Consider the following 23965-nt stretch of genomic DNA (forward strand, 5'->3'; position numbering starts at 1 on the left):
TCTACCTTTCTTACGATAGGGACCCATCGACGCGTTGGCGCGGCGAACGGGCGGCGGCCCCGCCGCGCGGGGCATAGGGCCGCGCTTCCACCGGACCGCCTAGCGCATGTTGTCCTTGAAGCCGTGGAGGCCTTCCTGGAAGTAGGCCCCCATCATCAGGCCCCACATCACGACATGGGCGAAAGCGCACATGAGGAAGATGCCCGTCGCCCCCGCAGCCAAGCCCGCGAACAGGATGATGAGCCCTAAGACCCCGTTGAACCGCACGCCGAGGTCCGCGCCCTTGGCGATGCCGGACCACGCCAACCGGCACCCGCGGATGCTGCATGCAAGCATAAGCACCCCGACAAGCGCCAGGAAGACAAGCCCGCCCATCGCGTTGCTGAGATCGGTTGAGGTGCCGATGTAGGACGAAACCTCGGGAATGGAGGCGATCCGGAACACCGTGAGCAACGCGTCGATCAACGACACGCCGCCCACCCAGGGAAAGCTCGCCGCCGGCACCAAGAACAGCAGGGCGGTGAAGACGAGCGACGCGGTCGCGAATCCTTTGATGTGCTTCCAGAAGAGGGTATTCCTGTTGTCCCAGACCGGCTTCTTACGCGTATCCACGTAACGCCTCTGCGAGCTCGAGTCCGAGACAGTGCCCATCCCTCCCGTGGACCGGTCGGTGGCGGATCGGCCGTCAGGCACGGCATTGCGGCTCGCTCTCCGGTGCGCATCGGCATCCCCTGCGGTCACCTGCTCTGGACGATGCGCAACCGGTGTCTCCGGGCGCACCCGCGTACCGCAGTACGAGCAGAACGCCGCGGTGTCGACAATCTCTTTTCCGCATGCAGGATTGGGACATTTCATAGCTGGTTCCTTTCCGTATCGAGGCTATCTGGGGAGGTCCGCGCGGGATGCGCCCGCCTGGACCGAGGCTGAAGAGGTGTCGCCCGCCGATGAGGCCGACATAACACCCACGTACACAGGTGGAATGAAATCGGATACCGGTTCGGGCTCCGTGGGAACGGTATCGACGATCCGGTAGCCCGTTTCCGGACGGAACGTCAGGGTCTCGATATCCCTGCCGTACCAGGACCCTTCGTAGACGAGAGCATATTCGACCAAACCGGCGCTCTCATGAAGAGCATCCTCGACGGCCTCCTCATGTTCCGCCGCCGCCTCGCCGCGGATGCCCGCGTCCTCAGGTGCGCTCGCACCCTCGCCACCTACCACGTCGAACGCAACGACCAGCGAGAAGGTCCCATCACGCTTGACGTCCAGCGTCAGCTCGTTGATGACGGACATCGCGCCATCATCGGGGTACGGATAGATGGGGATGAAAAGACCGCCCTCCTCGTACCGGATGCCCCACGTGCCCACGATGTCGCCTTCCGCCGCCCCGACGGGGATGATGAGCTGCACCTGGGACTGCAGCAAGAGCTCGTCTGCGGTCGATGAGCCGAAGGCGGACTCGATCTCCTCGGCGGTTGACGCCATGAGGTCGCCCCGCGCTATGCCCTCCAGATCGTAGTCATAGACTCCGGCGCCAGACTCCGCAGCGACGAGGGGGAGCGCAGCCGAGATCTCAAGCGGTGGCCCTCCCGAAAGAGGATCCTCGACCATCCACGTCGACTGACCGCCTTGAACCGTGAAGTCCGAAACGATTGCGTCCTCGACCACGACCTCGATAGTGCCCTCGAAGGGCTCAGGCAACGAGGACGCAGAACTCCCGCCGAGGCCCCGGAAGACGATGAAGACCACCACGACGGCCACGATCGTGACAACCGCGCTACCGGCGATGAGCGCCGGTCGCGGCGCCCTCCTCATCGGCAAGCCGCAGTACGGGCAGAACGCCGAGGCGTTGGCGACCTCTCTTCTGCATGTGGGGTTGGGGCACTTCATACGGGAACCTTCCGAGCGAGACGGCCCGAGCGCGAGCTGCTCGCAACGGCATGGCCTGACCGGGGGCGTCAGTAGCGGTCCCCGGTGTAGGGCAGCATGTTCTTCACGGGAACGCCGTCCTCGTCGCAATCGGCACTCGCGATGACGTAGCCGTCCTGGTAGAAGGTGATCGGGGTAACCGTCATGCCGGTGCCCTCCCATACATACGGCTCGCCGATCTCGAACGTGAAATCCAGGTACTGGGGCACGCCGAGCTCCATGCGCGCGGTCTCCATGAACGCCCAGTCCGTGATGGTGGAGACGTCCACGTCGTTCGCACCGCCCGCCGAGTCGGCGGCATCATCGGAAGGCTCTCCTTGCGCCTCGGCAGCGGACTGTGCCGCATCGGCACCGATACCGGCCGCGGCCGAGGCGGCGTCGCCCGCGTCGTCCGGCTCGACATCGTCCGAGCCGTCGGAGGGCGCCCCCTCGATCCCGCGCAGGACATCGGCGGTGTCCACGCCCGCGAAGATTTGCGGGGCGATTCCGGAAAGAGAGGTCTCCTCCTCGGGCACGCCGTCGGCGGTCACGCGGAGGGTCTCGGGCTGGAACGAGACGTTGCCGGCATGGCTATCCTGCCAGGTGCCGGAAATCGCGATCTCGGCCTCGGATACGTCGAGGCTGGCCGCATCGTCGCCCACGGCCTCCATGGCGGCGGTGAACGTGAACGTGCCGTCATCGTTGACGGACACCATGATCTCGGTGAAGATGAAGCCGACGTCGCTTGGGATAAGACCGGGATAGGGGAAGCCGCCTTCGGTGTAGCGTATCCCCCAGACGCCCGCGACGTCGCCGTCGACGGCACCTGCCGGGATGATGATCTGCGCCTGCGCGTTGGTAAGCGCGTCGACATATGCCTCGATCGCCGAGTCGGCATCCGCAGGGACCCCTCCAGGGAAGAAGATGTCCTCGACAGGATGGGAAACGCCGTCGATGGTGAGCTGGTCGAGATCGTAGCGGTAGACCCCGGACCCCGACTCCGCGCTGACCAGGTCGAGGCCGGCGGTGAGCCTCATCGTGCCGCCGTCGACACCCTCGATGCTCAGCGTCGACTCCCCGTCGAGCACCGTGAAATCCACCCCCATGGCGCCCTCGGGACGCAGGCGCACGCGCCCCTCGAAAGGCGTCGGGAGCGCGGGCGCGGCAACCGTCCCGCCGCCGGTAGATCCCCTGGAACAGCTGCTGAAGATGAGCAGGAGCGCGAAGAGGCCGACGATGACGCCGAAGATGCCGAGGGCGATCAGCACGGGGAGCGGAAGCCTGCGGCGCGGCGGCGCCGAAACGGGCTGGTAGCCGCCAATCCCGCGCAGGTCCTCTTGATGGGTATCGACTGTCTGCCCGTTGCCTTCCGACGATCCACCCGACGGTGCGCTCCCCGTCTGGACACCGCCCGCCGGCATGCCGCAATAGGGGCAGAACGTCGAGTTGTCGGCAATCTGTTTGTGGCAGGTATGACACTCCATAGCGGGCTCCCCATGTGTTCTCGATATCGTCGGCCAACGAGAGCAGGACGGCAGGTCCGTGTTGCCAGCGCCGCCCCGGCAATGATCGTCAGCCGCTACCAGCTCGCATCCCACTCGGCGACGGCATCGACCGGCGTGCCGTCAGCGAGCGCGCCCTCGACCTCCATCGCGCCCTCGCCCGCGGGCGTCATCACGATGCGCGTGCCGTCATAGCCGGCCACGTACACGCTGCCATCCGGTGCGGTGTAGCACTGCGCCAAGCAGTTGGTGTCGTACGCCATGCCGCCCTCGTCGACCGTGCCGACCCAGAGCTCGCGCCCGGCGTTATGTTCATTCCAGGCGACCGTCACGAGCCCCGCCGGCATCCCCGTTCCCTCGTCTGTCTCGCGATACGTAAACACCCACGAGCCACCATCCATCATGGGCTCGATGAAATCGGTCCCCTGCGTGTAGATCAGGCGGTACGTGCTGTCGTCCTCGGTGTACTCGGGGATCTCCACCGTCGCGGGGTCGACCGCTTCGATGGCGTCATCGTCATCGCCCGCGTAGCTGTAGACGTCGACCTCGACCTGCGAGGGCATCTCCGGGCCGATGAAGGTCACGGTCGCCGCGCTCAGCAGGTTGCCGTAATCGTCGTAGTCGAAGACCTGCTTTTCCGTGGTGATGCCGCCGTCCTGCCTCACCAGCTCGGTCGGGTTGCCGAAGCCGTCGTAGTCGATGTAGTAGGCGGTTGAGCTCATCCCCATCTCATCATCGGGGTCGAGGTCCTCGAAGCAGTAGGTGATGTTCCCCTGCTGGTCGCGCACCGTGAAGTGGAAGCTGTCGGGGCTCATGCCCGACGACGATCCCGATGCATGGAGCGTCACCTCGCCGAATTCCGGGTACGTGCTGTATTCCAGCCACGCATCGTCACCATAGAGGGGGTCTGCGAGGTCGCTGCGGACGGAGCCCAGCATGCGACCCTCGTCATCGTATTCGTATACGACCTCGGCCTGCGCCGGAGAGGTCGCAGGATCGCCCTCGTAGGTGCGGTACGAGGCGAGATTTCCCGCCGCGTCGAACTCCCTCGTCACCGCCGAGACGATCGTCCCGTTCCCATCACGGCTGATGACGGTCTCGGTCGACCCATCGCCGTCCTGCTCGACGGTCGTCTCCGTACTCGAGATCGGAGCGCCGGCGGCGTCGCGGGTTTCCGAGCGGGAGGACCCATCCTCCTCCTCGACGGTCGTCGTGACCTCACGCGACGACTCCTCGCCGTTCGAGTAGCGTGTGGTCTCCTCGACCACCTGGTTGCCGTCGTATTCCCAGGTCACCAGCGAGACATGCGCTCCAGCCTCGCCGTAGTCGTCCGCGAAGGCCATGCGGCCATCGTCATCGTATCCGTACATGACCTGCGAGGCCGTCCGATACTCGCCCACGCCGTCCGGCGTAATCTCTGCAACGTAGGTATCGTGCCCCGTGGTGCGCCAACGCGCCTCTTCGCGCCGCTCGTTCCAGGTAGATTCCCCCGTCGAGATCCCGTCAATGCCATCGATGAGACGATGCGCCTCGACCGAGGTCTGCACCCCGTAGGGCATATCCGGGTCGGGGAGCTCCCCGTCAGTTCGACCCTCGCTTTGACCGCACCCCGCTATCGGCAACGCGAGCGATACCGCGCACAGCGCGACAACGACCCACGCCCGCATGCGTCCCGTCATGAGCATACCACCCACCATGACAGCCCCTTTCCCCTAGTGGCGAGCCTCTCTCCTCACCGTACCTAAAGGGATGCCGTCACAGGCTTTGTTGTAATAATCAGCGAATCTGATGGCAGAACTCACCGAGGGCTGCCGTTCGCCCCTTCCTATCTAACGGTCGCTCCGGCGCTCGGCTGATCACGCTTCGCGCCGCACGACGGGCAGAAGAGCGCCATCTTGTAGCGTTCCGACAACGGTGCCCCGCAGTGCGGGCAGCGCTCCTGAGCCGCCTCTTCCTTCCGGTGCTGTTCCTCGATTTGCAGGCGAACGCCATGCAGAACCAAATCCTTTACCGGCTGTCCGCACCCGACGCAATAGTCAAGCTCAATGGAGGTCCTCGTGAAACAGTTCGGGCATATGAACGTCATGTCATCCCAGTCATCCACCATCGCCCACTCCGCGTTGGTTATCGCATTCCGCGTTGCCTCTTCTGCGAGCTCACGGTCATGCTTACGCTGCAGGGCAGCCATCTCGGCGAGCTCCGCATCGCAGGCGAGGATCGCCCGCGTCGCCTCGCGCATGGACTCATCGACCTCGAGTGTACGACCGTCGCCGTCGGCGATACGGCGGTACACCGCTTCGCCGAGCAGCTGCAAGCTGGCTTCACGCTTGCGCTCCAGATCGCCCCGGCCGGAACGGATCGACTCGCGCGCGCCCCACAGAACATCGATGTAGCGCATTCCAACCACCTCATATCACCTTGAGCGGGTGCCTAACCGGCGCGTTGGCCGCACCACCCTATCTTAACGACCCAACCGAGCCTACCGCACATGACTTGGCTCCGCCGTGTGCCCGTCATAACGCATGGGATGGGTGTAAGAAATCACCAGCAGACAGGGAGCACCGCCGTCCCTGAGGCACCAGGTTGCCTGGTCGTCCCATAGCCCAAGCGCCATCTCGATCCGCGGGCAGGATTTAGCAAGAATCGACTTCAGGAGGAGCCTTTTCTTGCTAAATCCTGCCCGCGGATTTCAAATGTCAGTACATGAAAACGGGCGCGCCCAGAACCGTGATGCGGTGGGCGCGCCCGTCGTCTAGGGCACTATGTATAAGCGCACGGAGCGAAACGCGTGAGAAGCGCTTACTTGTCCTTCTCCACGGCGCGCATGATGGCCTTGTAGACCTCGACGATCGGAATGATCAGGAAGCCCAGCGCGAGCGCCGTGACCATGCCCTTGAGCTCGAGATGCGTGACGCCGAAGAAGATCATCGACAGCGGGTCGAACTCAACCACGACGAGCGTGAGCACGAGCGCGAGGAACGCAGCGCCCCACAGCCACTTGTTCTGCTTCTTCATATGGAAGATCGAAGCACGACGGCTGCGCATGTTGAAGCAGTGGAAGATCTCGACCATGTTGAGCGTGATGAACGCCATCATGACGCCCTCTTCGTCGGCCATGCTTTGGGCGTTGTTCAGGCTGTCGACCAGCACGCCGAGGTCGATCGTGCCAAGGCCGTAGTACACGCCGCAGAAGAAGCTGATCAGCACCAGAGCGGCGATGATGATACCCTGCACCACGGTATCGAGGCCCATGTTGCCAGCGAAGACGCCGTCGGTGGCGTTACGCGGCTTGCGCTTCATGACGTCGCCCTCGGCCTCCTCCATGCCGAGCGCGAGCGCCGGGAAGCAGTCGGTGACGAGGTTGACCCACAGCAGCTGGATGGGCTGGAACAGCGTGAAGCCCATGAGCGTCGCCGCGAAGACCGAGAACACCTCGGCGAGGTTCGCGGAGAGCAGGAACTGGATGACCTTGCGGATGTTGTCGTAGATACGACGACCCTCTTCGCACGCATGGATGATCGTGGCGAAGTTGTCGTCAGCGAGCACCATGTCGGCGACGTTCTTGGTAACGTCGGTACCGGTGATGCCCATGCCGATACCGATGTTGGCATGCTTGATCGAAGGCGCGTCGTTCACGCCGTCGCCGGTCATGGCGACGATCTTGTTCTTGGACTTCCACGCCTCGACGATGCGCGTCTTGTGCTCAGGCTGGACGCGCGCGTACACACGGTAGTTCTCGATCTTCTGATCAAGCTCCTCATCGGAGAACTTATCGAGCTCAGCACCGGTGATGGCCTGGCTGCGGTCCTCGACGATGCCGAGGTTCTTGGCGATTGCCACAGCGGTGTCGATGTGGTCGCCCGTGATCATGACGGTGCGGATGCCGGCTCCCTGGGCCTCGGCGATGGCCGGGGCAACCTCGGGACGCTCGGGGTCGATCATGCCGGAAAGGCCGCAGAACACCAGGTTGTTCTCGAGCGCCTCGGGCGAGCAGTCAGCAGGCTTCTCGTCATAGGTGCGCGACGCAAGTGCGAGCACGCGGAGCGCCTCGTCTGCCATGGCCTTGTTCGCAGCGAGCAGCTGATCGCGCTTCTCGTCCGTCATGGGGACGATCTCGCCGTTCTCGTACACCTGGGTGCACAGGCCGATAACCACATCGGGCGCGCCCTTGGTGTACTGCTCGAACTTGCCGTCGGCCTCCTCGACCACGACGGACATCATCTTGCGGCCGGAGTCGAACGGAGCCTCGCCCACGCGCGGGTGCTCCACATCGAGCCCGATCATACCGGCCTTGCCGGCGTCGTTGACGAGCGCGCACTCGGTGGGCTCGCCCACGGCCTCACCGGCCTCCTCGTCCCACTTGGCGTCGGAGCACAGGGCCATGCCGGCAAGGAGCTTCTCCTCGGAAGAGGCCAGCTCGTGCTTGACGACCGTCATCTTGTTCTGGGTAAGGGTGCCGGTCTTATCGGAGCAGATGACCTGCGTGCAGCCAAGGGTCTCGACGGCGCTGAGGTTGCGGATGATCGCCTGGCGCTTTGCCATCTTGGTCACGCCGATGGAGAGCACGATGGTCACGACGGCGACGAGGCCCTCGGGGATGGCGGCGACGGCGAGCGACACGGCGACCATGAAGGTATCGAGCAGCATGTGCGGCTCAGCAGCGACGTTGCCCACACCCGCGCGCAGGATATCGACGGCGAAGATGACCACGCAGATCACGATGACCATGATGGTGAGGATCTTGGAGAGCTCGGCGAGCTTCATCTGCAGCGGGGTGAGCTCTTCCTTGGCGTCGTTGAGGGCGCCGGCGATCTTGCCCATCTCGGTGTCCATGCCGGTGCCGCACACCACGGCGCGACCGCGACCGTACACCACGGTGGAACCCATGTAGCACATGTTCTTGCGGTCGCCCAGCGGCACGTCGTCCGTGCCCTCAGCGAGAGCGATGGCGTCAGTATGCTTCTCGACCGGGACGGACTCGCCAGTGAGGGCAGCCTCCTCGATCTTCATCGAGGCGCTCTCGAGCACGCGGCAGTCAGCCGGAACGGCGTCGCCGGCCTCGAGCAGCACGATGTCGCCGGGAACAAGCTCAGAGGAGTGCAGCGAGATCTGCTTGCCATCGCGGATGACCTTGGATTGCGCGGCACTCATCTCCTGAAGCGCGGCGAGCGCCTCCTCGGATTTGGCCTCCTGAATGACACCGAGTGCCGAGTTGATGATGACGACCGTCATGATGATGATGACGTCCGCCCACTCCGACTCGCCCTGGATCATGCCGGTCACAGCCGAGATGACGGCGGCGACGATGAGCATGATGACCATGGGGTCAGCCATCTGCTGGAAGAAGCGGATCCACAGCGGGGTCTTCTCCTCTTCCTTGAGCTTGTTGGGGCCGAACTTCGCCGCGCGCGCCTGCGCCTCAGCGGAAGTCAGGCCGGATTCAGCACTGGTGGATTGCTCCGCCAGTACCTCCTCTGCAGAAGATAGGTACTCTTTCAAATGTATCCCTCCTGATACATCTAAACTGCGGGCGCAAAACGCCCCGGTACTACCATGGCCCCCGTTAGTAATTCCAGGAAGGCAAGGGCTTGCCACGTATTTCAACATCTTAGCGGATTTGCGCCGCAAGGGGCCTGTGATGCAGCACATTATCCATGTGTCCCTTAGGTTAGAACACCCATATCTACCACGTCTGATCGCATTGCCGGCACATCACCCCGCAACCTCTTCAAGTGAAACCAGATGGATCCGGGCATCGTTCGCCGCGAGCTCTCGCGTCGCCTCGGTGAAGCCTGTCTTAGAAAACAGAAATCTTTGCGCTTCGTACGGCGCATGCACCAGTTCGCTCCGTTCATCGAGCACGCGGAGCGCTTCCAGACCAACCTGCTCGTTACGCCATTTGGCTTATAGGACAAAAAGTGTGTCTCGATAGAACACGTGTCCTAATCCAGCCAGAAGGGGTACGGGTTCTTGTGGTGCAGCTCCTCCCAGACGGCCCGGTCGCCCCACTCCGGCCCGCCGTCCTCGCGCTTGGGCGACGCCGAGTAGGTCCTGTACAGGAGGTCGATGTCGTCGTCGGTGGGCATGGAGCGAAGGATCTCCCTCGCCGGCCTCGGGCCCTCGGTGTGCATGTAGCACCACCAGAAGACCGCCTTCACGCGCCGCATGAGCGACAGCCCGCGGTGGTTGCGCAGGACTTCCCTGAGCTGCGCGTTGACGCCGCCCTCGATCGGGTTGTTGGTGCGCGGCAGCGGCCCCTCCGCCGTGAGCGCGGGGTCCAGGTAGGTGAACAGCGTGCCGCCGCTCACGAGCCTCGCGAGCGACGACCTCGCCTTCCTGAGCCTCTCGTGGGTGAACTGGCGCCGGCCGTCGACGTAGGAGACGTCCTCGAGGAAGTCGGCCCAGAACCCGCACCACTGCAGGTAGCGCTCGACCCACCAGTCGGCCTGGCGGAGGGTGTCGAGGTGCATGAGCTCGATTGACAGCGCGTAGAGCTCCCTGCCCGCCTGGAGCCTCGGCCTCGTCGTCGTATAGCGCCTCACCTGCGAGAACGCGTGGAAGAGGCACCTCTGGACCCTCGTGCGCGGCCATGCGCGGCGCCTCGCCTTCTCGAAGCCCGTCCCGCCGTCGCACACCACCACGTCCGGGGCCGGGATGGGCGCCATCAGCGCCTCCCACGCCCTCGATGCCTCCGCCTGCGCCATGTACCACGAGACCACGTGCTCGCCGTCGTAGGCGATCAGCACGACGAGGTCGCGGGCGAGCCAGATGCCGTCGACGAAGAGAACGCGGCGCACCTCGCCCGTGGGCTCCGGCATGGGCCAGATCGGCCAGAAGCCCGCGGCGAGCCTCCTGAACGTGCGCCCCTGCCCGGGCATGTCCGCCTGCGTCGCCTTCGAGAGCAGCCATGCCAGGAACTCGTCGAGCCTCGCCGCCGCGTCGTCGTAGGAGACCGTGGTCGAGGCGCCGCACGCCCCGCACCTCCACCTCTGCGCGCCCGCGCTCGTCTTCCCGTTCCTCTTCATCTTCGCCCCGCAAGAGGGGCACCTGACCGCCTTCATCCCCAGCTCCTCGGTAATCGGGGTTTTAACGGCCTGATTTTCAGTCATCTACCTGCGGGACAGGAGCGAATCCGGACACACTTTCTGTCCGAGTGGTTAAATTCCCCCTGGAGATTTAAGCGCGTGAAAAAGGGGCATCGACCTGCGTCGATGCCCATGATTCGGACACACTTTTTGTCCTATAAGCCCGCCATTTGCACTCACCAAGCGCAACCGGCACGCCATCTGCAAGGCAGACGATATCGATCTCCTCTTGGCGCCTCTTTTTGGGGTTGTTCCCCCACCAACGTCCGACCTCGTCGAATCCATCTCCCAGCGTCCCTGCGGCATTTTGCCGCCACAGCCATTCGCAACATATCTGCTCGAACACAGGTCCCATGTACTCCGAGAGACGACCACGTATCAGCTTGACGACGCGCTGGGGCATATGCCGCTCGATAGCCGACCTGTTCGGCAAGATGAATCGATACCAAAATCGGAACAGGTTGTCGGACAGGCGATAGACCGGACGGCGGCTTCCGCCGCACACCGGGCGCTCCTTCTCGATCAGCCCGATTCGTTGAAGTTCCTTGAGATAGTAGGTGAGGTCGCCCGACGCGATGCCGGCCGATGTCGCCATCTCGTTGTTTTCCGTCTTGCCCGAAGCAACCGCTTCGATGATCGCGTTGTAGGCGCTCGATTTTTGAATCTCCTGCTTGAGTAGGTTAACGGGCTCCTCGTAGAGGATGGAAGAGGGATCCAGGAACGCCTCGACGATGTTCTCATCAACGGAAATACTGTCATCGAATTGCTGGAGATAGAGAGGGACGCCACCAGCCATGCCATATAGCTCGGCAGCGGATACCGGATCGAGCGCGGGGAGGAACCTGCGCGCATCTTGGAAATCGAGCGGATGGAGCTCGACCTGTGCCGTTCGACGCCCGTAAAGCGGGCTCTTCTCTCCCAGACCTGCTCGCGCATGAACGAGAGAGACGAACCGCATAGGATAAGATACAGCTGGGAGGACTCCCTGTGCCGGTCGATGAGGGCCTGCAGAATCGAGGGGATGCTCGCGTCCGCTTTTGCTAGATACGGATATTCGTCGATGATGAAAACAACCTGTCGCTTCGTGGCTCGAGTAAGCACCGCTTCGAAGGCAGTCTGAAAGTCCTGATACAACGGTGCGAGCCGAGGGTCGGCATCGGGCTGGTCGTAGGCGTAGATCTCCCGACTCAGGTTTCGCAGGTTCAGAACAGCGTTGTCCTCCACCGCCGTGAAGAAGATCGTCGGCTTATCCTGAGCAAAGTGCGACATCAAATAGGTTTTTCCCACGCGCCGACGACCGAATAGCACGGGAAACTGGAACCCGCCACGGGCGTAAAGACGCTGCAACGTCCACAGCTCCCGCTCTCGACCAACCATCATGGCAAATCACCCCTTCCGTCTGCGTAGGCCTCATCCTGTAACCGCAGTAACAGGATTTGAATCCTGTGAAATTGATTCCTGTATTTGAGAGCCTACTCATATCAAGATCGGTCAATCCGCGCCTGCCCGCTGCACACAATGAGCGGCGGCCAAAACGGCCAGAGCCAGCGGCACGCAGACCGCGAGCGCCGGGTAGAACCACACGGGCGCGACCGCGCCGTACACCACTCCGCCCACCGCCGGGCCCAGGAACATCCCGATATCGAATCCCATGTAGTACGTGCTGTTGGCAAGTCCCGTCTTTCCGGGGCCGGCAAGCTTCACCGCCGTGGACTGACACACGGAGCACATGATGCCGTAGCCACCGGCCATGCACACGGCGGCAGCAACCATGGCGAGGTTCCCGTGCATGCACCACAGCAGGACGAGCGACGCCAGCATCGATGCGGACGAGCAAAGCGTGAATACGCGGAACGACACGCGGTCGAACACGTCGCGCAGCACGATGCGCATCGCCAGCAGCACGGCGGCGTAGATGGTGAAGAACCACTCCTCCGCCACAGGAAGCGCACGGTCTGCCACATAGTTCACAAGATAGGACTGGGTTGCGAAATAGGGCACGGCAAACAGGATGATCATCACCGCCGCCGGTAGCGCCTCGATGCTCAAGAGCTTGATACCCGTGCGTGGCGCATCCTGCTGATCCTGCACTTTCTCCTTCCGAACGGGCCGTCCCGGGTCGTGCACCATGCCCATGCAGGCAATCGAGCACGCCGCGAGCACCGTGGAGCACACGAACACCGCGCGATAGCCGACGGACTGGAAAAGCGAGATGCCGAGGGCAGGCCCCACCGCGACACCGAGCGCGTTCATCATGCCGAACAGGCTCATCGCGGCGCCGACGCGGTTCTGCGGCAGCGTCTGCGCGAACCACGTCGACATGCACACGGAGCACAGTGAGTACCCCACCCCGCCGATGACGCGAAACACTACGAGCTGGATCGGTGAGGCTGCGACGATATGCCCCGCAGACGACACGAGCATGAGCAGGGCGCTCGCCATGGCGAGCCTGCGCTTGCCCACACGGTCCGTAACGTTGCCCGCAACGGGCCTGCATACCAGCGAGCACAAGCTCGTCACACCGCTGACGACGCCCGCCAGCGCGACCGTCGCGCCCAGCGACATGGTGAAACCCACGACCACCGGCCCGGTAACCATGAAGCACGCCATGTAGCAGAACGTCGCCGCCAAGATGAAGGCGGCATCCCGCGTGACGAGCCGTTCGCGCCTGGCTATCTGCATCGGCAAGGTCATTCGGCAGACACTTCCTCCCAAAACTGATCTGCGAGCACCTTGAAGCAGATCTTCTTGATGTCGCCCGGCTCCGCGCCGGGAAGCACCAGATTGGGGCTATGGGGCTCGCCCACCCAGAAGATGGCGAAACGACCATGGTCGAGCGTGCCTTCCAGCAGATCGTCATTGCCAGGAGCGGGCTGGCAGTAGCCCTTGTCGGCTCCCGCGTCGAACTCGGCAATTGGCTCCACCGCACCCGGCGTGGTACGGAAGCGCTCGGCGCCCACGAGGTCGATCTGCACGTCATGGTAGCGGCGATGCACCTCGAAGCGAGCATCCTCGAGGTCTTTCGTCTTGGCGTCCATCACGTTGGCAAAGACTCGCTCGCCGTCGATCTGCGTGATGCCGAGCGGCAGCTCGGCGACGTCATGCTCATCCAACCAGTCAATCAGCACATCGAGCCCGTGCGCGATGCCGCGGTACCTCCCGATGGCGGATAATCCGTCGTATATCATGCTGCTCCCTCCTTGTTCTGACACCGACACCTATCCGACAACAGAAAGGGACGGGTGTTTGCATCCGACAAACGGTCCCGTCCCTGATGTCAGAAACTACTTGCGCGCGCCCTCACCGGATGTGGGGTTGTATGTGCCGGCACCGCGCACTGCGCCGGCAACATCATCCTCGGAAAGCGTCACCCACTTCACGCCACGACGCGTCTGGTATGCGTACGCGACATGAATCATGCCGTCATGCGTCTGGATAATGCAGGGATACTCATACTGTCGGTTGTTGAACTTATTCTCGTCGCCCACGTAACCCTCACCACGCTCGATATGGCGGATCAGCGGGAACGTTAGCCCGCCGTCCTCGGACAGCGCGATGGACACAGGGTTGCGCAGCGCCGGCCAGGCACCCGTCTTGCCGTAGGTGCTCGGCGCGGAATTGTGGTTGTACGTGATGGCAATGCGCCCGCTCGCGAGCTTCACAACGCCGATACCGGAGTTGTTGTTGGGAAGCGGCGTGGGGACGGGCTCGGTCCACGTGTCACCGAAGTCGCGAGATTCGCTGCGATAGATCCAATCAGCCTCGCGGCTCCGCATGAACGCGACCAGGTGTCCAGGTTCAAGCTCCACCAAACTCGGATGCACACGCCCGGAGGAGTTAGGCATGTCGACGCGGTGCCACGTAGCGCCCTCGTCATCCGAGATGGCGAACGCGCTCGGGTCGCCGGCAAGGCCGGTGGCGCTATCCGTGCAGAGCCACAGGCCGTAGATCCAGCGACCGTTCGAGAGCACCTGCACAGGCTGGCGCGCGAACGTGCCCTCCTCGGGAAGCACAACCTCCGGCTCGCCCCAGGTGAGACCGTCATCCGTGGAGACCTGCTTCTTTATCACGCTCGTGTACTGCATGTTGTCCTTGCCCGGCTCGCGGCCGCGCTGAGAGGTATACATGGCCCAGATCTCGCCGTTCGGTGCTAAGAACAACGACGGGTTCTGGTTGGAGAACTCGTTGTCGGTCGAGATCATCGTGGGCTCGCTCCACTGGTCAGCACCCTTTTCGAGGCGCGACACCACGATGTTCACATCGGTATCGCCCTCGAAGGTGCCGGCGAACCAGCAGCACAGAAGCGTGCCGGCAGGGGTCTCGAGCAACCCGGGACCGTGATGCGACGTCCACGCCCCCGGCGGAAGCATCGCCTCGGTGATCTGCATATCCTCATCGAAGTAAACCTGGCCATCCGGCGTGAGGCCGGGAAGTGTCTTGGGCATCGTGCTGTCTCCTTATGAACGACATGGGGTCATTTTGAAACGGGACACGCGCTCAGCGTCGGCGAATAATCGCGACGCAGCTCAGAGCGCGTACAGCCTTGTCTGGCGCTACGCGATGAACTTTCCGCCGTTGATGTTGATCGTTTCTCCCGTAATGAAGTTCGCCTCATCACTTGCAAGGAACGCGACCGGACGGGCCACATCTTCAGGTTTGCCCAATCGGCCAAGCGGGATTTTCTTGGTGATGTTCGCTCGATACTCCTCTGTCCATTGGGTAGACATATCAGTCTCAATGGGGCCAGGGCAAACGCCGTTAACACGAATGTTGTAGGGCGCCATCTCATAGGCAAGCTTCTGAGTCAGCGAGTTCAGGCCCGCCTTCGAAACGCCATAGGAAGCGGAGGCATTCGCATGAGCCGTCTTACTAGCCGCGGAGGACACGTTAACGATTGCGCCGCTTTTGCGCTCGACCATATGAGGAAGAACCGCTTTGCAGGCATGGAACGCTCCGTTGAGATTGACATCGATCATATGGCTCCACTCCTCAAACGTAAGCTCGAGGAACGGGAAGCGGCTGTTGATGCCCGCATTGTTTACCAGCACGTCAATCTTGCCGAACGCTTCAAGGCATGTTGCGGCAAGCTGTTCAGCCGTCTCAGGCTTAGAGATATCACCGACCACCACACGGCAGCCACGCCCGCGCTTGGCCACTTCCTCGGCAACCACATTGAGCAGCTCTTCATTATTTCCGTTGATAACGACGTCGCATCCCTCTTCGGCGAGCGTAAGAGCAATCTGCTTACCGATGCCCCTTGTTGCACCAGTGATAATGGCCGATTTCCCTTCGAGCTTCATCTCGACTCTCCTTTCTGGGAGATACAAAAGAAGCCGGTACCCATTGTGGGCGCCGGCTTCCTTCACCAACTTTGTTGCTTAGAATACGAGCACGGCACCAATAGCCAGGAACAGGCAGTTAACAATCCACATAGGAATCGTGAACTTCCAGAACTCGGTCATCTTATAGTTGCCCATACCAAACACAAGTGCAGGCAAGCCATCAATCGGCAAGAAGCCACCGGCGAAGGCGGACATGGTCGTCGCAGCCGCGGGACCGATGGGATCAACACCCAGCGAGACGCACGCCGCGATGACGATGGGCACGAAGATGTAAGCAGAAGCGAACGCCGCACCAGTGAAGGTAGTGCTGAGGCTCGTGAGCAGGCAGAAAGCGAACACGAGGACGAACAGCGGCATATCAGCAGCAGCACCAGCGACGGCGTTGCCAATGAGAGCGGCCAAGCCAGAATCGGCAAGCGCGTTGGCCACGGGGATAGCGCAGCACATCATGAGGACGATGGGCGAGAACAGGTTGTCGCGCATCTCCTTCCAGCTGATGACGCCAATACCCAGGAGGATGAAGGCGAGAATGCCAGGAAGAACGTAAGCGATGTCACCGAGCTGAGTTACAAACATCATGCCAAGCACGGAGATGACGAGGCTGGCGACTGTAACGCCTTCCTTCCAGGACGGCATAGTGCTCTGGAATGCCTCATCGCTCTTCTCCTGCTGGTCGGCGATCGGATGATCGGGGAGGAGCTTGTACGAAGCGACGCACCAGATGAAGTAGCCAACACAACCAAGAAGCGTAAGCGCGGTAAAGGCGACCATGGAGATGTTCTCGGTCACAATGTTGGCGCCCTCAAGGATACCGATGCACAAGCCGAAGTTGACGGCGATGTTAACCGGGTGATAGCAACCAAAACCGAGCGGCATGAGGAGCTTGGAGGTCGGGAGGTTCTTATCATAGGGAATGGTGGACACGATGCCCAGGATGAGCACATAGTAACCCGTGGAGTGACCGCCAGTGAGCAGGCAAGCGACCATGACAAGGATCACAAGGAGCATATAGCCCTTGAAGCCGCCCTTCTCAACCAGCTTGAACATCCAGTTGCGCAGCTTAGCCGTAAAGCTCGTCTTCTGGAACGCCGCCAGCACAACCATAAAGAATGCAATCATCCATACGCTTGTATTAGTGAATCCTGCAAAAGCGTACGGAATGTCCCACTTAACTTCCCAATTAGCGCCAAACAACACACCTGCGACGACGATCAAGCAGTCGGCCAGCAGCGGCGGAGCGCCGAACGGGAGGGCATCGGTCATGATCAGAACGACCATGACGACGAGGATCGCCAGAGCACAAATCATCTGAATCGTCATAGTGCCTATCCCCTTCCTTTTCCATATCTCGATACAATCAGGTACGAAGGGCGCGCGTTTAGCGAACGTTGCCCCTCAACTGGCTGCGGGGTTCCGAGGGCTCCAATCCAGATGGAACCCCGCGACCGCACATGGCGTTTACCCCCTTCCTCTCGCCATACGCAGCGCGTAATCTATTGCGTTCACGAGTGAGAGCTCGTTGGACGTCCCCTTGCCGGCAAGGGCAAAGCCCGTGCCGTGGTCCACCGAGGTGCGGATGATGGGCAGACCGAGCGTGATGTTCACGCCTTCGACCGCCTTCCAGCCACCCGCTTCACGGTCGTAAACGAAGCCGAGCGTCTTGGTTGGAATGTGGCCCTGGTCGTGGTACATGCACACAACCATGTCGTACCAACCGCCGTTCATCTCGGAGAACACGCTGTCGGGCGGACACGGGCCCACAGCATCGATGCCCTCCGCCTGAGCGAGCTCGATGGCGGGGATGATCTCGTTGATCTCCTCGTCGCCAAAGAGCCCGTGTTCGCCCGCATGCGGGTTGAGGCCGGCGACAGCGATCTTGGGCGACTCGATGCCGAGGTCGCGGCACGCCTGCCAGCCGAGCTTGATGACCTCCAGCACGCGCGGCGTCTTCACCCGGTCGCATGCCTCGCGCAGCGAGCAGTGCGTGGACACGTGCACCACGCGAAAATCATGGTGCGCGAGCAGCATCGTGTAGCTCTTGGTGTTCGTGTAGGTAGCGTAGATCTCGGTGTGCCCATCGAAGTGCATGCCCTGGGGCTCGAGCGCCAGGTTCATGGCCTCCTTGTTGAGGGCGTTTGTGACGGTGGCATCCACCTCGCCCGCCATAGCGAGCTCGATGGTGCGCTTCACGCTCTGGAAGGCGGCGTTGCCGCCCTCGACGGAGACCTCGCCCAGCTTGAACGAGGCAACGTCCTCGATGAGGTCCATGTGGTACACGTCGATGGTGCCAGCCTCGAACATGGCGTCTGCGACGCTCGTGACCGGGTTCACGCGGATCTCAGGGTGATTCACGAAGGTCTTCGCCTGCTCGATCATCTTGGCATCACCCACCACGATGGGGCGGCAGCGTTCGTAGAGCGAGGCGTCGGCGAGAGCCTTGACGGTAATCTCGGGGCCGTTTCCGGCGGGGTCGCCCATGGTAATGGCGACGATGGGCAGCTCGGTGTTCGCCATGGCTAGCACATCCCCTTCGCACGGTCGGCGTCGAGCGTGGCGGCGAGCGCCTCCATGCCCTCGGGGCACAGGTAGTTGAACGGGGCACGGCAGCTGCCCACGGGATAGCCGAGCAGCTTGACCGCGGTCTTCACCACGGTGTTGGGGTTGCCGTACTTGAAGCAGTCGCGCAGCGGCGCCACGGCGGCCTGGCAGGCCTCGGCCTGCTCGAGGTTGCCGGCGGCCCAGTTCTCGTAGATGCCCACCATGTTCTTGGGATACACGTTGGCGCAGCCGGCGATGGCGCCCTTGGCACCGCGCTGAAGTGCCTTCAGAATGAGCGCGTCGTTGCCCGAGAGCACCCCGAAGTCCATATCCTTGGTGAGGCCGATGTAGGCAGAGAGGTTGTCCCAGTCGCCCGAGGAATCCTTGGCTCCCACGATGTTGTCTACCTGGGCGAGCTCTACCACGGTCTGGGGATCGATGGCGTTGCCCGTACGAGCCGGGATGTTGTAGAGCACGATCGGCATGCTGGGCACTGCCTCGGCGACCTTCGTGTAGTGGACGATGAGCTCGTGCTGCGAGGCCTTTGCGAAGCTCGGCGTGATAACGGACAGGATGTCCGCGCCGGCAGCCTCGGCCATCTTGCACTGCTCGATGGTCTCCTTGGTGGAGATGCAGCCCGTGCCGGCATACACCGGGACGCGGCCCGCCACTTGGTCGATGACCGTCTCGAGCACAGCCTTCTTCTCCTCACCGGAGAGGATGTAGCCCTCGCCGTTGGTGCCGAACGGGAAGATGCCGTGGATGCCCGCCTCGATCTGGCGCTCGACCTGGCGGCGCAACTCATCGAGGTTGACGGTCTCATCGTCGTTCATCGGTGTCACGATAGGAACGATGATGCCCTTGATCTCTACCTTCTTCATATCAGCCATGGCCGACACTACCACCTTTCTATTCTTGGACACCCGTATGCGCTGCCTAGAGGATCTGCGCGTAGATGGCCTTGGCATCTTCGAGCGTGACCTCGCGCATGTTGTTCACCAGCAGGCGCTGGACGCTCATGCCCGCCTCGGCGAGCTGGTCGATCGGGACGCCCTCGATACCCAACTCGCCAAGCTTCTTGGGAATATCGAGGTGCTCCACGATCGCATCCATGCGCTCGATCACAGCGGCTGCCTTCTCCTCGACGGTCGCGGCGCCCGCATGGATCGCGCGATCATAGGCCACAGCCAGGCGCTCGGCGATGGCGGGCTCGTTGAAGTGCATGACGGGGCTCAACAGGATCGCGTTCGACACGCCGTGCGCGACGTGATACTTGCCACCGAGCGGATAGCTCAGCGCATGCACCGCGGTAGTACCCGACGCCGTGATGGCGATACCGGCATAGAAGCTCGCGAGCTGCATGGCGCGCTTGGCGTCGAGCGCCTCGGGGTCGTCGCAGGCGCGCTCGATGTTGTTGATGATGAGGTCGAAGGCCTCCAGCGCGAACGTATCGCTCATGGGGTTTGCCTTCGTGGAGGTGTAGCACTCGATGGCGTGGCAGAGCGCGTCGATGCCCGTGGCGGCTGCGATCTTGCGCGGCAGGTTCTTGATCATGTCCGCCTCGAGGATCACCGCGTCGGCGATCATCGCGTCGTTCACGATGCCCACCTTGAGCTCGTCCTCGGGCACGGCCACGATGGCGTTGGGCGTTGCCTCGGCACCGGTGCCGGCGGTGGTGGGAACCATCACGGTATAGACCTGCTTGCGCGCGAGCGCAGGGTTATCCAGCAGGTCATGCACGGTGTACTCGGACGTTGCGAGCACGCTCACGAGCTTCGCCGCATCCATGACCGAGCCGCCGCCGATGGCGAGGATGAAATCGGCGCCCTCACCAGCAAACCAGTCGACGGTCGCCTGGACCTCGCTGTACGTGGGCTCGATGGCGAGATCGCTCTGGACAGCAACCTCGATGCCGCGCGCCTCGATGATCTTGCGAGCCTGGTCGGTAAGGCCCAGATCGAAGATGCTCTTATCGCAGAACAGCGCGACCTTTTTGGGCTCGCGAGCGGCAAGAATCCCGTCGAGCTTCTCGAGGGCGCCCTCGCCTGCGTACACCGCGGTGGGGAGTTTTAGGCAATAGGACTGGAGCATGCTACCAACACCTCTTCTTTCTTCGGGTTTTGCGACGTTACCGGTGAAGATGGAACGGACGATGATGCAGTGCTGCGCACGGGGGCGCTGCCCTGCGCGAGCCTGCATGCAAGCGAGACGAACAGATCCGGCTCGCCGAAGCCGCCGGATTTCGAGATGACGCGCACGGGCGAGCCCTCATACATGAACTCGGACATCACCACGCCCGTAGCGACCTCCGCCACCAAGGAGATGCTCGTCACGCCCATCTCCTCCAGGAAGCTGAGGAACACATCCCCGCCCATGACGAACACGAGGCAGGAACCGTGCACCAGGTGCTTGAGGATGCGACCAAGGTTGCGCGAGACCAGGCAGCGCAGATCCTCGGTGGTGCCGGTGTAGTGCACGCCAGGCAGGACATTGGGATCGAACCGCGCGCCGGATTCGATGACGGTGAGCGCGTTCGTGCGCCAGCTCTCGGCAATCTGGCTCTCAAAGGCTTTGAACGCGTCGCTCTCAACCCACTCGGGATAGAACTTGCTCTCATCGGGGAGGGAGAACGAAGGATTCCCCGCCTTGCGCGCATAGGCACACTGCGAGGTCGAGACCTCGTTCACGCTGCCGCAGAAGACGAGCAGGTTGCCCGGGCCGCGACCGGGGTAGCGGGTCGCGCTGAGATGGCCGCGCTCGTCGAGCACGCTTGCGAGCGCCTGAGCGAGGCCCGCGCAACCCGCAAGCAGCACAGGCGAGGAGCCATCGAGCGCTTCGCGACAGCAGCGGGACATCTCCTCGTCAGACTCGGCGTCGTAGACGATCACGTCTGCGCTACCGGCATCTTCCTCGAGCCCCTTGTCCATGGAACGGCAACCGACCGAAAGCTCGGGAACCTGGGAAGCGATGATCTCGCGCACGCTGGAACGCGTAACGGGCTCAAAAGGGTCCCTTCCAAAAACGCTCTCGTTGACCGGGACGCCCTCGATGTACTGGATACCGCCCTTGGTCACGCGCTTCATCGCCGGGAACGCCGGCATGAAGCGGATGGGACCTGCCCCCGGCACGGCATCGAGCACGCCGGCGAGCTCGGAACCGATGTTGCCCCGCAGGGCGGAATCGGTCTTCTTCATAATGACTCGCGCACCCGCAGCCCGACCGGCCGCCACGATGCGCGCGACGCGCTCCCGCGCAACCGCCGGGACAACGTGGCGCGTGCCGGCGTTCACGGCAAGGACGGCGGCGTTCGTCGTGGGGAGCCCGGCCCCGTTCTGGAAATCGATGCGCGTGCACACATCGACGCCTGCGCCCACAAGCGCTGCGGCGCCATCAAGCGTGCCGGTGAGGTCGTCCGCGATAAGCAGTATCTCCATGAGGCCATCCTCCCTTCCTCTCGTATGGTTGCAAGTATCGGCATTCGCCTCATCGCGTTACATCTTGCACGAGACCAAATCTGTTCAGATTCCGTACAATCTTTCCGTCCGGAGTTGTTCATAATATGAACAGTTATCTGTTTCGGACAAAGCTGCACGAAGGCGGTAGTTCGCATGGCGCAGGCGCGCATCCTCGTCGTCGCCCCATATCCCGAGATGGTCCCCGAGCTCAAAGCGGTTGCCGAGGAGTTTCCCGACACGGACTTCTCCATAGAGACCGGCGACATCGAGAGCGGCCTCGAAAGCGCGCTGTCGGTCTTCCACCTCAACTTCGATGTGGTCGTCTCGCGCGGAGGCACGGCGCAGCTCCTCGAGGATGAGCTTTCGCTGCCGGTCATAGAAATCGAGCTCACGATCCCCGAGCTGCTTCGTATGCTCCGCGAGGTGCCCGAAGGCGTCGACGCCGTTGCGCTCGTGGGCTTTCGCAACGTGCTGCGCAACGCCCGCGAGCTCGACCCCTTCTTCCCCTTCGACATAGACATCTACGGCGTTGATTTCGAAGACGAGATGCCCGGTGCCCTGGCCGACATCGCGAGAAACGATTACGAGGTCGTGCTGTGCGACGTCCGCTCCTACACCATAGCCTGCGACATGGGGCTCCCAGCCCACTTGCTCGTCTCTGGCAAAAGCGGCATCCGCGACGCATTCGAGCGAGCCGTCGCCGTCTGCGAGCAGCAGGCGTCGCTCGCCGCCGGCAACCAGCTGCTGCGAGACATCCTCCAGGCGAGCGACGTCACGTTCGTCGCCTTCGGCAACGACCGGCGCATCGTGTTCTCCAACCTCGCCGCCCACGACCGTGCCATCCTGCCCGACCTGCAGGCCCGTATGACGTCCGCCCCGCCGAAGCGCTTCATGATCCAGCGCGAGGGTCTTCTGTACACCATCACGACGAACCCGCTGAGCGGAGGTGATGGAACGGTCTTCGCCATCACCTCGGTGATCACGCCCAATGAAAGCCGCATCACCGGGATCCAATACAAAAACGCCGATGACATTCGCACCGAGATGCAAGCCGATCCGCTCCACGCCATACAGGCCGAACTCGTGCTCGAGGCGCTCGCGCAGCCCGCCGCGGCACAGCCGAAGCCGGTGCTCGTCACCGGAGCCAAGGGCGGGGCAGAGCTTTTTTGCGCCAAGCTCATCTACCTCCTGAGCGAGCAGGCCAGCCGCCCGCTCGCCATCGTCGACTGCAGCCTGCTTACGGAGCGCAGCTGGGATTTCTTGATGAACAGCCACCGCTCCCCGCTCTACGGATCGAATGCCACGCTGCTATTCAGGAAGATCGATGCGCTCGACGCACATTGGCGCACGCAGCTTGCCGCGACCATCAACCAGACGCAGCTCGCGAAGCGCTACCGGGTGATCTTCACCGATTCGGCTTCCGCCGACGGCCTGAGCGCGCAGGAGCTTCCCGCCTTCGTCGAAGCTGCAGGCTGCAGCACCCTCATGGTCCCACCCGTGCGCACATGGAGCGTGCTGCCGTTCGCCGCGCCCCGTTACCTCACCTTTCTGGCGGGCAGCACCGGACGGGAGGCACCGGTTATCGCACCCCAGGCGAACGACCTCTTGCTCGAGCAGGGATGGGAGGGCGACGTCACAGAGTTCTTCTGGGTTGTCAAATGGCTCTTTGCGGCAAATACCAGCGGCATCATAACGACGAACGACGTAGCCGACGGGCTCTCGAACATGCGGAGGTATTCCGAGAAAGCGACCCCGAGCGAGGGCGGCACGCAGCTGGACCTTGATAGGCCGCTTGTCGAGATCAACCGCGACATCGCCCGCGCGGTCCTCGCCCAGCACGATGGGAACAAATCTCGTGCTGCCAAGAGCTTGGGCATATCGCGGACGACGCTCTACGGCCTGCTGCAATAGGAGCATCGGAAACGGGGGTCGGTTGCCCTTCTGCTATGCCTGGGGCAACAGACCCGGGATGGCCGGCTCGGCCTCCCCGCCTTCAAGGGGCAGCCCGTCCCGTCCGTGAGACGCGCTCGCCCAAAAGCCTCGATGTCAGGATGATGTAAAGTAGTGTTCGTGATTTGAAAACGTTTCTACACTTTTTGTCCATAATCAATCGGTAATCGGCATATTTTGTCGGA

At 62.6% G+C, this 23965-nt stretch carries 19 protein-coding genes; 1 reads left to right on the plus strand and 18 read right to left on the minus strand.

Annotated features, from left to right (window positions below; translation table 11 throughout):
• Positions 1–99 precede the first annotated feature (99 nt).
• The 18 genes from C1717_RS09110 to C1717_RS09195 form a co-directional block, all read right to left on the minus strand.
• Positions 100–855 carry a zinc ribbon domain-containing protein gene (locus tag C1717_RS09110; RefSeq protein ID WP_102372861.1) on the minus strand — a complete coding sequence of 252 codons (756 nt, stop codon included), beginning with the start codon at positions 853–855 and terminating at the stop codon, positions 100–102.
• A 24-nt stretch (positions 856–879) separates the two neighbouring features.
• Positions 880–1890, minus strand: coding sequence for a zinc ribbon domain-containing protein (locus C1717_RS09115; protein ID WP_102372862.1), 1011 nt, complete (start codon positions 1888–1890; stop codon positions 880–882).
• 68 nt (positions 1891–1958) lie between these two features.
• Entirely contained in the window at positions 1959–3392 is a 1434-nt protein-coding gene (locus C1717_RS09120; RefSeq protein ID WP_102372863.1) for a zinc ribbon domain-containing protein, read from the minus strand.
• Between the two features lie 95 nt (positions 3393–3487).
• Positions 3488–5107: a hypothetical protein gene (locus C1717_RS09125; RefSeq protein WP_102372864.1), complete on the minus strand. Its 1620-nt coding sequence runs from the start codon at positions 5105–5107 to the stop codon at positions 3488–3490.
• Between the two features lie 128 nt (positions 5108–5235).
• Complete coding sequence (locus C1717_RS09130; RefSeq protein ID WP_102372865.1) at positions 5236–5808, minus strand: zinc ribbon domain-containing protein; 573 nt, start codon at positions 5806–5808, stop codon at positions 5236–5238.
• A 401-nt stretch (positions 5809–6209) separates the two neighbouring features.
• Positions 6210–8909 (minus strand): cation-translocating P-type ATPase, encoded by a 2700-nt coding sequence (locus tag C1717_RS09135; RefSeq protein ID WP_102372866.1) that lies wholly within the window; start codon positions 8907–8909, stop codon positions 6210–6212.
• A gap of 443 nt (positions 8910–9352) precedes the next feature.
• Positions 9353–10471 carry an IS1249 family transposase gene (locus tag C1717_RS09140; protein ID WP_102372867.1) on the minus strand — a complete coding sequence of 373 codons (1119 nt, stop codon included), beginning with the start codon at positions 10469–10471 and terminating at the stop codon, positions 9353–9355.
• A 115-nt stretch (positions 10472–10586) separates the two neighbouring features.
• Positions 10587–11090, minus strand: coding sequence for a DUF234 domain-containing protein (locus C1717_RS11005; protein ID WP_180965910.1), 504 nt, complete (start codon positions 11088–11090; stop codon positions 10587–10589).
• A complete protein-coding gene (locus C1717_RS11010) occupies positions 11018–11875 on the minus strand; it encodes an AAA family ATPase (RefSeq protein WP_102373117.1) in 858 nt (285 codons plus the stop codon). The genes C1717_RS11005 and C1717_RS11010 overlap by 73 nt, the downstream gene beginning before the upstream one ends.
• A 111-nt stretch (positions 11876–11986) precedes the next feature.
• Positions 11987–13177 carry an MFS transporter gene (locus C1717_RS09155; protein ID WP_219722308.1) on the minus strand — a complete coding sequence of 397 codons (1191 nt, stop codon included), beginning with the start codon at positions 13175–13177 and terminating at the stop codon, positions 11987–11989.
• Between the two features lie 8 nt (positions 13178–13185).
• A complete protein-coding gene (locus C1717_RS09160; RefSeq protein WP_102372870.1) occupies positions 13186–13683 on the minus strand; it encodes a NanQ anomerase/TabA/YiaL family protein in 498 nt (165 codons plus the stop codon).
• 96 nt (positions 13684–13779) lie between these two features.
• Positions 13780–14940 carry a sialidase family protein gene (locus C1717_RS09165; protein WP_102372871.1) on the minus strand — a complete coding sequence of 387 codons (1161 nt, stop codon included), beginning with the start codon at positions 14938–14940 and terminating at the stop codon, positions 13780–13782.
• 108 nt (positions 14941–15048) lie between these two features.
• Complete coding sequence (locus tag C1717_RS09170; RefSeq protein WP_102372872.1) at positions 15049–15795, minus strand: SDR family NAD(P)-dependent oxidoreductase; 747 nt, start codon at positions 15793–15795, stop codon at positions 15049–15051.
• A gap of 78 nt (positions 15796–15873) precedes the next feature.
• On the minus strand, positions 15874–17157 hold the full coding sequence (locus tag C1717_RS09175; RefSeq protein ID WP_102372873.1) for an SLC13 family permease: 1284 nt from the start codon (positions 17155–17157) through the stop codon (positions 15874–15876).
• 138 nt (positions 17158–17295) lie between these two features.
• The gene (pdxA, locus tag C1717_RS09180; RefSeq protein WP_102372874.1) at positions 17296–18351 is read right to left on the minus strand and encodes a 4-hydroxythreonine-4-phosphate dehydrogenase PdxA; all 1056 of its coding nucleotides are present in this window, start codon (positions 18349–18351) and stop codon (positions 17296–17298) included.
• A 2-nt stretch (positions 18352–18353) separates the two neighbouring features.
• The gene (dapA, locus tag C1717_RS09185) at positions 18354–19265 is read right to left on the minus strand and encodes a 4-hydroxy-tetrahydrodipicolinate synthase (protein WP_245859612.1); all 912 of its coding nucleotides are present in this window, start codon (positions 19263–19265) and stop codon (positions 18354–18356) included.
• Between the two features lie 46 nt (positions 19266–19311).
• Positions 19312–20466, minus strand: a complete 1155-nt coding sequence (locus C1717_RS09190; protein WP_102372875.1) for an iron-containing alcohol dehydrogenase — start codon at positions 20464–20466, stop codon at positions 19312–19314.
• Positions 20445–21809 (minus strand): four-carbon acid sugar kinase family protein, encoded by a 1365-nt coding sequence (locus tag C1717_RS09195; RefSeq protein ID WP_102372876.1) that lies wholly within the window; start codon positions 21807–21809, stop codon positions 20445–20447. The genes C1717_RS09190 and C1717_RS09195 overlap by 22 nt, the downstream gene beginning before the upstream one ends.
• A 174-nt stretch (positions 21810–21983) precedes the next feature.
• Between C1717_RS09195 and C1717_RS09200 the strand changes: the two genes are divergently transcribed.
• Positions 21984–23741, plus strand: a complete 1758-nt coding sequence (locus C1717_RS09200) for a sigma-54-dependent transcriptional regulator (protein ID WP_102372877.1) — start codon at positions 21984–21986, stop codon at positions 23739–23741.
• The last annotated feature ends 224 nt before the right edge of the window (positions 23742–23965 follow it).

The organism is Enorma phocaeensis (genome assembly GCF_900186505.1).
Classification (GTDB): domain Bacteria; phylum Actinomycetota; class Coriobacteriia; order Coriobacteriales; family Coriobacteriaceae; genus Enorma; species Enorma phocaeensis.